10 protein-coding genes are annotated in these 10,910 nt (G+C 70.5%); 6 read left to right on the top strand and 4 right to left on the bottom strand.

The annotated features are described in order from the left end of the window. Positions 1 to 82: 82 nt before the first annotated feature. The 3 genes from ACWGKT_RS22050 to ACWGKT_RS22040 all read right to left on the bottom strand — a co-directional run bounded on the left by ACWGKT_RS22050 (position 83) and on the right by ACWGKT_RS22040 (position 2,356). Entirely contained in the window at positions 83 to 784 is a 702-nt protein-coding gene (locus ACWGKT_RS22050; RefSeq protein ID WP_356143766.1) for a L,D-transpeptidase family protein, read from the bottom strand. A 3-nt stretch (positions 785 to 787) separates the two neighbouring features. Further along, the gene (locus tag ACWGKT_RS22045) at positions 788 to 1,375 is read right to left on the bottom strand and encodes a pyridoxamine 5'-phosphate oxidase family protein (protein WP_356143764.1); all 588 of its coding nucleotides are present in this window, start codon (positions 1,373 to 1,375) and stop codon (positions 788 to 790) included. A gap of 132 nt (positions 1,376 to 1,507) precedes the next feature. Next, the gene (locus tag ACWGKT_RS22040; protein WP_453275021.1) at positions 1,508 to 2,356 is read right to left on the bottom strand and encodes a hypothetical protein; all 849 of its coding nucleotides are present in this window, start codon (positions 2,354 to 2,356) and stop codon (positions 1,508 to 1,510) included. A 210-nt stretch (positions 2,357 to 2,566) separates the two neighbouring features. On the opposite strand from ACWGKT_RS22040, the gene ACWGKT_RS22035 reads away from it, so the two are divergent. From ACWGKT_RS22035 to ACWGKT_RS22015, 5 genes are all read left to right on the top strand, one after another. Next, on the top strand, positions 2,567 to 3,760 hold the full coding sequence (locus ACWGKT_RS22035; RefSeq protein WP_356143762.1) for an argininosuccinate synthase: 1,194 nt from the start codon (positions 2,567 to 2,569) through the stop codon (positions 3,758 to 3,760). Between the two features lie 98 nt (positions 3,761 to 3,858). Next, positions 3,859 to 5,292 carry an argininosuccinate lyase gene (argH, locus tag ACWGKT_RS22030; RefSeq protein WP_453275020.1) on the top strand — a complete coding sequence of 478 codons (1,434 nt, stop codon included), beginning with the start codon at positions 3,859 to 3,861 and terminating at the stop codon, positions 5,290 to 5,292. A gap of 100 nt (positions 5,293 to 5,392) precedes the next feature. Next, entirely contained in the window at positions 5,393 to 6,364 is a 972-nt protein-coding gene (locus ACWGKT_RS22025) for an aldo/keto reductase (RefSeq protein ID WP_356143758.1), read from the top strand. Positions 6,365 to 6,501: 137 nt separating this feature from the next. Next, on the top strand, positions 6,502 to 7,053 hold the full coding sequence (locus tag ACWGKT_RS22020) for a TetR/AcrR family transcriptional regulator (protein WP_453275019.1): 552 nt from the start codon (positions 6,502 to 6,504) through the stop codon (positions 7,051 to 7,053). Continuing rightward, positions 7,050 to 8,576: an MFS transporter gene (locus ACWGKT_RS22015; protein ID WP_453275018.1), complete on the top strand. Its 1,527-nt coding sequence runs from the start codon at positions 7,050 to 7,052 to the stop codon at positions 8,574 to 8,576. Before ACWGKT_RS22020 ends, ACWGKT_RS22015 begins: the two co-directional genes overlap by 4 nt. A gap of 84 nt (positions 8,577 to 8,660) precedes the next feature. Here the strand turns inward: ACWGKT_RS22015 and ACWGKT_RS22010 are convergent, their stop codons facing one another. Then, a complete protein-coding gene (locus tag ACWGKT_RS22010; protein WP_356143752.1) occupies positions 8,661 to 9,332 on the bottom strand; it encodes a lysophospholipid acyltransferase family protein in 672 nt (223 codons plus the stop codon). A gap of 365 nt (positions 9,333 to 9,697) precedes the next feature. Between ACWGKT_RS22010 and ACWGKT_RS22005 the strand changes: the two genes are divergently transcribed. After that, complete coding sequence (locus ACWGKT_RS22005; RefSeq protein ID WP_453275017.1) at positions 9,698 to 10,882, top strand: glycerophosphodiester phosphodiesterase; 1,185 nt, start codon at positions 9,698 to 9,700, stop codon at positions 10,880 to 10,882. Positions 10,883 to 10,910 lie beyond the last annotated feature (28 nt).

Raw genomic sequence — 10,910 nt, 5'->3', positions numbered from 1 at the left:
CACCGACCACCGACTGCGGGGCGTCACAACGGAGTTCACGGCCGAAAGGGAGGTTCGGCGGGGTCCTGAGGCCACGTCGGGATCAGTAGCCGGTGATCGCCGTCGCCCCGCTGTCCGTGCCGATCGCGATGTGCGGTTTCGCCGCCGGATCGGCCCACTGCAGAATCCGGCGCATCGCGTCCACCGGCACCGACACACAACCCGCGGTCGCCCCCTTGCCGTTGACGTGCAGGAAGATCCCGGCCCCGCGTCCGGGCACCGGACGCTGGTAGTTGAAGCCGATGACGAGGGCGTGCGCGTACTGCGTCGCGTAGGTGACGAGGTGTTCGGACTCGGAGGCACGGCAGTCGGCGGGGCGCGGCTCGGTCCACCGGTTGTAGGAGGTGGAGACGGGGTCCTGGCACCACCACGACTCCTCGTGCACGGGGCGGTAGGTGACGGACGTACCACTGGGCGCCGCCTCGATGCCGAAGGCGAACGGCAGGTCGTACAGCCCGGTCGGTGTCGTGTTGGTGCCCTGGGTCCGCGAGCCGCCGTCGACGAGCCCCTTGGCGCCGAAGCGGGCCGGTGCCGAGCCCGCCTGGACCCACTGCCCGTCCCGCAGGTCCCACCAAGTCACCGTGCCCGACGTCGAGTCGGTGCCCGGAGCCTGGGCCGTGATCAGCTGGGTGCCGCCCCCGGTGTCCGCCATCAGGGCGGGCAGCGGCGGTGCGTCGGCGCCGGGCGCGGCACCGAGCAGCAGGACGGACACGGACGCGAGGGCGACGACGGCTCCGGGGCGCATGCCTCAGACGGTAGACGGCGGCAGCGGCAACGGCAGCCCGGGTAGGCCGTCCAGGCTAGTGGCGATGTACTCCTTCTTCTCGAAGTACTCGCTCAGCGACGCGTCGTCCTCCCGCGCGAACCGCTTTCCGTGCAGATCGCGGTCCGTGTCGTACGACATGAAGGGCACCGCGTAACCGCAGCTGTCCCGTACGCGTTCGGCATGGACGACGATGACCGCGCGCAGGCCGTGCGGGGTCGGGTCGATGTCCGGGAAGTGGGTGAGCAGTTCCTCGAAGCGCGGGTCGTCCCGGAAGACGGCCTCGCCGCGCCCGTGCACCCGCACGATGTTCGGCGGCCCCTGGAAGGCGCACCACATCAGGGTGATCCGGCCGTTCTCCCTGAGGTGCGCGACCGTCTCCGCGTTCGAGCCGGCGAAGTCGAGGTAGGCCACGGTGTGTTCGTCGAGCACCACGAAGGAGCCCTTGAGTCCCTTGGGGGAGAGGTTGACCGTGCCGTCGCCGGAGAGGGGAGCGGTCGCGGTGAAGAAGAGGGGCTGCTCCTCGATGAACGTGCGGAGTCTGCCGTCTATGCGCTCATAGCTCTTTCCCATGGCTAACGATTATTGGCGCCACCCTTTCGTCTGTCTAAGGGATTGCCGGACTCCGTTCCCGGGCCGTCCCCGGATCGCCATGGCCGCCCCGCGGCCGGCGCCCACGCGGGGCGGCCATGGCTGCCTGTCACCTCACTTCGTGAGCCTGCAGGCGGCCAGGGAGTCCAGGCCGGTCGGCTTGGCCGCCGTGCGCCCGATCGCCGTGGCGATGCGGTTGATGGTGGCTACGCGCTTGTCCTTGAGCGGGCCGAGGATGGCGTTGTCGACGAAGTGGGGGCCGCCCTGTCCCACCGTGCTGACCAGGCGCTTGTCGGCCTCCTGGATCTGGGTCTGCAGGAGGGTGAGGTTGCGGTTTACCTCGGCCTTCGCGGAGGCCGGGACGGCCGGCAGCTTGGAGGCCACGTCGGGGCAGGTGATCGTGCCCGCCCCGGCGGCGCTGCTGCCGCCCGTGTTGCCTGTCGACTGCTGCTGGGTGGCGGTCGGCTCGGCCGTGGCGTTGTTGTTCGCCGCGCCGACGCCCGTGCCGGCGCCCCCGGCGTTCAGGGCGCACGGCGCGAGTGCGTCCAGCCCCGTCGGTCTGGCCGCCGTGCGCCCGATCGCCGTGGCGATGCGGTTGATGGTGGCTACGCGCTTGTCCTTGAGCGGGCCGAGGATGGCGTTGTCGACGAAGTGGGGGCCGCCCTGTCCCACCGCGCTGACCAGGCGCTTGTCGGCCTCCTGGATCTGGGTCTGCAGGAGGGTGAGGTTGCGGTTTACCTCGGCCTTCGCGGAGGCCGGGACGGCCGGCAGCTTGGAGGCCACGTCGGGGCAGGTGATCGTGCCCGGGCTCGCGAGGGTGCGGGCGCTCGTGCCGCTGTCGCTCTTGGCAGGCGTCCCGGCGAGGGCGGAGCCGGCGATCACCGCGCCGGACAGCGCCACGGCGGCAGCGCCGCCGATGACCGCGACGCGACGCTTGCTGTACTTCGGAAGAGCCCTGGACATGCGGATGCCTCACTTGGGTCAGGGGTGGGGTTACAGACACGGCGCCGGCGTTCGGGGGTGAGTACGAGAAAGCGGTTTCATTTGTTCAACGCCCATTCGAAATTCCCCGCGCCCCTCTCGCGATCACGCCACGCCGCCCGGCCGGATTGACGAACCATGCAGAGTTCTGCATACTCATGCATGTCAGAGAACGCATGTGAGGAGAAACCCGTGACCGAGCGCGTCGTACTCGCCTACTCGGGCGGTCTGGACACCTCCGTCGCCATCGGCTGGATCGCCGAGGAGACGGGCGCCGAGGTCATCGCCGTTGCGGTCGACGTCGGCCAGGGCGGCGAGGACCTGGACGTCATCCGCAAGCGCGCCCTCGCGTGTGGCGCCGTCGAGGCCGAGGTCGCCGACGCCAAGGACGAGTTCGCCGACGAGTACTGCCTCCCGGCGATCAAGGCCAACGCCCTGTACATGGACCGCTACCCGCTGGTCTCCGCCCTCTCCCGGCCGACGATCGTCAAGCATCTCGTCGCCGCCGCCAAGAAGCACGGCGCCACGACCGTCGCCCACGGCTGCACCGGCAAGGGCAACGACCAGGTCCGCTTCGAGGCCGGCATCGTCGCCCTCGCCCCCGACCTGAAGTGCATCGCCCCGGTCCGCGACTACGCGATGACCCGTGACAAGGCGATCGCCTTCTGCGAGGCGAAGCAGCTTCCGATCGCCACCACCAAGAAGTCCCCGTACTCCATCGACCAGAACGTCTTCGGGCGCGCCGTCGAGACGGGCTTCCTGGAGGACATCTGGAACGCCCCGATCGAGGACATCTACGAGTACACCTCCAACCCGGCCGAGCCTCGCGAGGCCGACGAGGTGATCATCACCTTCAAGCACGGCGTCCCGGTCGCCCTCGACGGCAAGGCCGTCAGCGTCCTGCAGGCCATCCAGCAGCTCAACGAGCGTGCCGGCGCCCAGGGCATCGGCCGGATCGACATGGTCGAGGACCGGCTCGTCGGTATCAAGTCCCGTGAGGTGTACGAGGCTCCGGGCGCCATCGCCCTGATCACCGCCCACCAGGAGCTGGAGAACGTCACCGTCGAGCGCGAACTCGCTCGCTACAAGCGGCAGGTCGAGCAGCGCTGGGGCGAACTGGTCTACGACGGCCAGTGGTTCTCCCCGCTCAAGCGCGCCCTCGACGGCTTCATCGACGAGGCCAGCCAGCACGTCAACGGCGACATCCGGCTGACCCTGCACGGCGGCCGCGCGGTCGTCACCGGCCGGCGCTCCGAGTCGTCGCTGTACGACTTCAACCTCGCCACCTACGACACCGGCGACACCTTCGACCAGGCCGCGGCCAAGGGCTTCATCGACATCTACAGCCTGTCGTCGAAGATCGCCGCCAAGCGGGACCTGGCGTAACCGTCTGACGACCCCTCACACGCACTAGCCTGACAGCCGCCTCCTCACTCCCGGGTGGGGAGGCGGCGGCACATCCGGACTTCCTAGGAGCAACGCAAGTGAGCAGCAACAGCGGTGACGTACGGCTCTGGGGCGGCCGTTTCGCCGACGGTCCCGCCGAGGCCCTGGCGAAGCTGTCCGCGTCCGTCCACTTCGACTGGCGGCTCGCGCCCTACGACATCGCCGGTTCGCGTGCCCACGCGCGCGTGCTGCACAAGGCGGGGCTGCTCACGGCCGACGAGCTGACCCGGATGCTCGCCGGACTTGACCGGCTGGAGGCGGACGTGGCCGACGGCTCCTTCGTCGGCACGATCGCCGACGAGGACGTCCACACCGCCCTGGAGCGCGGCCTGCTCGAACGCCTCGGCCCCGACCTCGGCGGCAAGCTGCGCGCCGGCCGCTCCAGGAACGACCAGGTCGCGACCCTCTTCCGGATGTACCTGCGGGACCACGCCCGGATCATCGGCGGCCTGATCGCCGACCTCCAGGAGGCGCTCGTCGTACTGGCGGAGGCCCACCCGGACGTGGCGATGCCCGGCCGCACCCACCTCCAGCACGCCCAGCCGGTGCTCTTCGCCCACCATGTCCTCGCGCATGTGCAGTCCCTGTCCCGGGACGCCGAGCGGCTGCGCCAGTGGGACGAGCGGACGGCCGTGTCGCCGTACGGCTCCGGGGCCCTGGCGGGCTCCTCCCTCGGCCTGGACCCGCAGGCGGTGGCGAAGGACCTCGGCTTCGAGCACGGCAGCGTCGGCAACTCCATCGACGGCACGGCCTCCCGTGACTTCGTCGCCGAGTTCGCCTTCATCACCGCGATGATCGGCGTGAACCTGTCCCGGATCGCCGAGGAGATCATCATCTGGAACACGAAGGAGTTCTCCTTCGTGACCCTGCACGACGCGTTCTCCACGGGCTCGTCGATCATGCCGCAGAAGAAGAACCCGGACATCGCGGAGCTGGCGCGCGGCAAGTCCGGCCGGCTGATCGGCAACCTGACGGGGCTCATGGCGACCCTCAAGGCGCTCCCGCTCGCGTACAACCGCGACCTCCAGGAGGACAAGGAGCCCGTCTTCGACTCCTGCGACCAGCTGGAGGTCCTGCTCCCCGCCTTCACCGGCATGATGGCCACGCTCACGGTCAACCGCGAGCGCATGGAGGAGCTGGCCCCGGCCGGCTTCTCGCTCGCCACCGACATCGCCGAGTGGCTGGTCAAGCAGGGTGTGCCGTTCCGGGTGGCGCACGAGGTCGCCGGCGAGTGCGTGAAGGTCGCCGAGGCCGAGGGCAAGGAACTGGACGGGCTGACCGACGAGCAGTTCGCGAAGATCAGCGCCCACCTGACCCCCGAGGTCCGTACCGTCCTGAACGTGCCCGGCGCCCTCGCCTCCCGCGACGGCCGCGGCGGCACGGCACCCAGCGCGGTCGCCGTCCAGCTCGCCGAGGTCAAGAACGACCTGGCGGCACAGCAGGCCTGGGCGAGCGCGAAGCGCACGAAGTAGCGGCCACGCGCGCGTCCCGATGTGGCTCGCGCGCATGAAGCGTGGGCATCGCGGTTACGTTGGTCGTGAGCCGCAAGGAGCCGACCGAACGGAGCCCGCGATGCCCTTCGCCCGCCTCGCCTCAGCGACGACCGCCGCCTGCCACATCGGCCTGGGTCTCGCCGCCGTCGGCCGACCGGGGTACATCAACCTGGGCCGGGAGGAGGACCTGCCGGCCGAGCGCACGGTCGACGCCCTGCGGCAGCGCACCCACGAACTCCTGGACGCCGCCTACGCCCAGGGCGTCCGCTACTTCGACGTCGCCCGCTCCTATGGCCGCTCCGAGGAGTTCCTCGCCGACTGGCTGACCGCCCGCCCCGGCATCGACGACATCGTCGTCGGCAGCAAATGGGGCTACACCTACACCGCCGGCTGGTCCACCGACGCGGAGCGGCACGAGGTCAAGGACCACAGCCTCGCCACCTACCAGCGGCAGCGCGCCGAGTCCGACAGCCTGCTCGGCGACCGGCTCGACCTCTACCAGATCCACTCGGTGACCCCGGACAGCCCGGCCCTCACCGACAAGGAGCTCCACGCCGAACTGGCCGAGGCCGCCGCCGCGGGACTCACCGTCGGCTTCTCCACCAGCGGGCCCGCCCAGGCCGACGCCATCCGCGCGGCCCTCGCCGTGACGGTGGACGGCGAGCCCCTGTTCCGTACCGTCCAGTCGACGTACAACGCCCTGGAGACCTCGGCCGAGCCCGCCCTCGCCGAGGCCCACGACGCCGGGCTCACGGTGATCGTCAAGGAGGGCATGGCCAACGGGCGGCTCGCGGAGCCGTACGCGCCGGACCTGCTCAAGGCCGTGGCCGCGGAGACGGAACTCGGCTGCGACGCCGTCGCGCTCGCCCTGGTCCTGCGCCGGCCCTGGGCCGGAGTCGTCCTCTCGGGCGCCGCGACCCTCAACCAGCTCGCCTCCAACCTGCACGCCGCCGTGGTCGACCTCGACGAGGACCAGCTGACCCGGCTCGCGACGCTCGCCGAGGAGCCGGAGGCGTACTGGCGCAAGCGCGGCCAACTGCCCTGGCACTGACGGGCACACCCGCACCACAAGGGGCCACCCGGGCACACCTTCCCACCGCTCCCGCGGAGACACAGCCTGACCAGCGGCGATGAGTCACGCATGCCCAGCATGAGACAATGTTGTCTCACTTGGGCTATGGTTGTCTCATGGCCCTCGACCGTGACCACGTGCTGCGCAGCGCCGCGGCCCTGCTGACCCGCAAGTCCACCGCCACCATGGACGAGGTCGCCAAGGCGGCCGGGATCAGCCGGGCCACGCTGCACCGGCACTTCGCCGGGCGCGACGCCCTCGTACGGGCGCTGGAGTCGCTCGGCATCGCCGAGTGCGAGGCCGCGCTGGTGGCCGCCCGGCTCGACGAGGGGCCGGCGGGCGACGCCGTGCACCGGCTGGTGCGCGAGATCGAACCCGCCGGCGGACTGCTGGCCTTCCTCTACACCGAGAACCAGCTGTTCGAGGGTGAGGAGCAGAACGAGGGCTGGAAACGGATCGACGACCGCATCGCCGCCCTCTTCCGGCGCGGCCAGGCGAACGGCGAGTTCCGTATCGACCTCACCCCGGCCTGGCTCACCGAGGCGCTCTACGGCCTGCTGGCCTCCGCCGCCTGGGCCGTGTCGGAAGGCCGGGTCGCCCCCAAGGACTTCACCCACATGATCGTCGAGCTGTTGCTCGGCGGCGCACGACGAAGAGAGGAATCATGACCAGCACCCTGCAGCCGGCGTCCATGACGCGGGAGGCGGACAAGCGCCCGGGCCGCTGGCTCGCGCTGTCCGTCCTCGTGCTCGCCGTGCTGCTGGTGGCCGTCGACGCGACCGTCCTCGGCCTCGCGACCCCCTACATCAGCGAAGACCTGAGGCCCTCCGGCACCCAGCTGCTCTGGATCGGTGACGTCTACTCGTTCGTCATCGCCGGACTGCTGGTCTCCATGGGCAGTCTCGGCGACCGTATCGGCCGCAAGCGCATTCTGCTCGTCGGCGCGACGGCCTTCGGCGCGATATCCGTCCTCAACGCCTACGCCACCACGCCCGAGCTGATGATCCTGGCCCGGGCCCTGCTCGGCGTCGCGGGCGCGACCCTGATGCCCGCCACCCTCGCCCTGATCCGCAACCTCTTCCACGACGCGCGCGAGCGCAGCCTCGCCATCGGCATCTGGGGCGCCACCGCCTCCGCCGGTACGGCCGTCGGCCCCATCGTGGGCGGTTTCCTGCTCGAACACTTCTGGTGGGGCTCGGTCTTCCTGATCAACCTGCCCGTGATGGCGGTTCTGGTCCTCGTCGGTGTCCGGTCGCTGCCCGAGTCCCGCAACCCGAACCCCGGCCCCTGGGACCTGACGAGCGTCGTCCTGTCCCTCGTCGGCATGATCGGCGTGGTCTACGCGGTGAAGGAGGCCGCCTCCCACGGCTTCACCTGGGTGACGCTCGGTGCGGGCCTGCTCGGTGCCGCAGCCCTGTACGGGTTCGTGCACCGCCAGCTCACGCTCCCGATCCCGCTGCTGGACATGCGCCTGTTCTCCCGGCGCGGCTTCAGCGGCGCGGTCCTCGCCGACCTGCTGACCGTGCTCGGCATGTCCGGCCTGGTCTTCTTCCTCTCCCAGTACCTGCAACTCGTCCAGGGCAGGCACCCGTTCGAGGCCGGTCTCGCCGAACTGCCCGCCGCCGTCGGCGCGGTGGCGGCCGGTCTGGGCGCGGGCCGCGCGGCCCGCCGCTTCTCGGTACGGGCCGTGGTCTCCGGCGGCCTCGCCGCGGTCGGCTTGGCGCTGGCCGCCCTCACGACGCTGAACGAGTCGACCGGCTACCCGATCCTCGGCGCCGCGCTGCTCGTCGTGGGCGTCGGCGCGGGCTTCTCCTTCACCGTCACCGCCGACGTCATCCTCTCCAGCGTCCCCAAGGACCAGGCGGGCGCGGCCTCCGCGGTCTCCGAGACGGCGTACGAACTCGGCGCGGCCCTGGGCATCGCCCTGCTCGGCTCGATCGTGACGGGCGTCTACCGCGACTTCACGGGCCCGGCGGGCACCCCGGCGGCGGCCCATGAGTCACTGGGCGCGGCGGTGGAGACGGCGGCGAATCTGCCGCCCCACACCGCGGCGGACCTCCTGACGGCGGCCCGGGACGCCTTCGTCCATGGCCTCACCCTGGCATCGACAGCTGGAGCAGCGGTGCTGCTGGCAACGGCGGTGGCGGCTTGGTTCCTGCTGAAGGGCCAGAGACTGGAGAGCACGGGCTGAGAGCGCCCCGACAGGGGCGCGGGGAACTGCGCGACAAGCCACAACGCACCCGCACCCGGGACAGGACAGAAACCCCTACGGAGCTCAGGCCGCCTTGGCCTTCGTGGCGTACATGTCCACGTACTCCTGCCCCGACAGCCGCATGACCTCCGCCATCACGGAGTCGGTCACCGCCCGCAGCACATAGCGGTCCCGGTCCATGCCCTCGTACCGGGAGAACTCCATCGCCTCACCGAACCGGACGGTCACGCGGCCCGGCCGCGGGATCCCCCGGCCCCCGGGCTGCAGCTTGTCCGTGCCGATCATCGCGAAGGGAACCACCGGCGCCCCCGTCATCAGCGTCAGACGGGCGATGCCGGTGCGACCCCGGTACAGACGGCCGTCGGGCGACCGCGTGCCCTCGGGGTAGATGCCGAAGACCTTCCCCTCTTCGAGGATCCGGCGCCCGGTCATCAGCGCGGCCACGCCGCCGCTGGCCCCGTCCCGGTCCACCGGGATCATGCCGACGCCGGTGAAGAACCAGGCCATCAGCCGGCCCTTGAAGCCCGTGCCGGTCACGTACTCGTCCTTGCCGATGAAGAACACCTGCCGGTCGCAGACCAGCGGCAGGATCATCGAGTCGATGAACGTGAGGTGGTTGCCGGCCAGGATGACCGGACCGTCGCCGGGGATGTTCTCCACGCCTTCCACCCGGGGGCGGAACATCAGGCGCATGATCGGTCCGAGCACTGCCTTGATGAGCGCGAAGCGGGACAACGGGTCCTCCGATGTCGAGGGGTCGGTATGAGTCTGTGCAGGTGAGGACATTACTCGCGGCCTCGGGGAGAGCGCACATCGGGTGCGGCGGGTTCACCGAGGTCTTACGTACTGTTGACTCGGGTTTACCTGCGGTGGCGTGCGGGAGGCCGTGCGACGGCCGGGACGACGATGTGACGGACATCGCGCGGTCGGCCTACCGGCCGCCTACCCCGGGTGGGCGAGTCGATGCCGACGGACCATCACATGGTGCTTTCCTCATGCCATCTGGAGTCACCCGGGTGTTCGGGCCGGAGTCTCCCGTCCGTCACGTCCACCCCCCTACCATCGGCCCGCACAGACGGGCGGACGGCAGGAGAGCGCTCATGGACACCGGTAAGGACATCCCCACGGCGGACGGGCAGACGCACGGAACCGGACGGCGGGCGCTCCTCGGCGCCGCGATGTTCGGCGCGGGCGGCGCGGTGCTCGGTCTGCCCGGCTCGGCCCGGGCCGCGCAGGCCAGGACGGCCGGCCACGGCGGCGGCCTGAAGAGCCTGCCCCAGCCGACGATCATCGGCCACCGGGGCGCCAGCGGCTACCGGCCCGAGCACACCTTCGGCTCGTACCAGCTCGCCCTCGACCTGGGCGCCGACATCATCGAGGCCGGCGACCTGGTGCCCACCAAGGACGGTCACCTGGTCTGCCGCCACGAGCCGGAGATCGGCGGCACCACGGACGTGGCGTCCCACCCCGAGTTCGCCGACCGCAAGACCACCAAGGTCCTCGACGGCGTCCCCACCACCGGCTGGTTCACCGAGGACTTCACGCTCGCCGAGCTGAAGACCCTGCGGGCGGTCGAGCGCATCCCCGCCAACCGCCCGCACAACACCCTCTACAACGGGCGCTGGGAGATCCCCACGTTCGAAGAGGTCCTCCAGTGGCAGGACGAGCAGACCCGCAAGCGCGGCAAGCAGGTCTGGATCTACCCGGAGACCAAGCACCCCACCTACTTCCGCAACCTCGGCCTCGGCCTGGAGGAGCGGGTCGCCAAGCTGCTGCGCAAGTACAACAAGGACAACCGGAACTCGCCGGTCATCCTGCAGTCCTTCGAGCCGAGCAGCATCCAGCGGCTGAACAAGCTGGTGGACAACCCGCTCGTCGTCCTGCTGTCCGGCGCCACCAGCCGCCCCTGGGACTTCGTCGAGGCCGGTGACCCGCGCACGGTCGCCGACCTCATCACGCCGCGCGGCCTGCGGGAGATCGCCGGCTACGCGCAGGGCATCGGCCCGACCCTCGACCTGATCATCCCGAAGGACGCGGACGGGAAGCTGACCACGCCGACGACGCTCGTCGCCGACGCGCACAAGGTCGGGCTGATCCTGCACCCGTACACCATGCGCAACGAGAACCCCTTCCTCCCGGCGGAGTACCGCAAGGGCACGGCCGTGGACGCCTACGGAGACCCCTTCGGCGCCTTCAAGACGTACTTCGCGACCGGTATCGACGGTGTCTTCACGGACAACGCGGACACCGGTCTGCTGGCCCGCGAGGACTTCGTCAACGGCTGAGCACCCCTGAACCCTTTCGGGTGGACCA

The organism is Streptomyces sp. NPDC054794 (genome assembly GCF_053611585.1).
The sequence above is the reverse complement of the archived record's forward strand: the minus strand, read 5'-3'. Positions and strand labels throughout refer to the sequence as shown.

Bases quoted from the DNA above. Each gene is read 5' to 3' on its own strand.
- ACWGKT_RS22050 (WP_356143766.1), bottom strand. From the start codon at position 784: ATGCGCCCCGGAGCCGTCGTCGCCCTCGCGTCCGTGTCCGTCCTGCTG.
- ACWGKT_RS22015 (WP_453275018.1), top strand. From the start codon at position 7,050: ATGACCAGCACCCTGCAGCCGGCGTCCATGACGCGGGAGGCGGACAAG.
- ACWGKT_RS22040 (WP_453275021.1), bottom strand. From the start codon at position 2,356: ATGTCCAGGGCTCTTCCGAAGTACAGCAAGCGTCGCGTCGCGGTCATC.
- ACWGKT_RS22020 (WP_453275019.1), top strand. From the start codon at position 6,502: ATGGCCCTCGACCGTGACCACGTGCTGCGCAGCGCCGCGGCCCTGCTG.
- ACWGKT_RS22045 (WP_356143764.1), bottom strand. From the start codon at position 1,375: ATGGGAAAGAGCTATGAGCGCATAGACGGCAGACTCCGCACGTTCATC.
- ACWGKT_RS22025 (WP_356143758.1), top strand. From the start codon at position 5,393: ATGCCCTTCGCCCGCCTCGCCTCAGCGACGACCGCCGCCTGCCACATC.
- ACWGKT_RS22005 (WP_453275017.1), top strand. From the start codon at position 9,698: ATGGACACCGGTAAGGACATCCCCACGGCGGACGGGCAGACGCACGGA.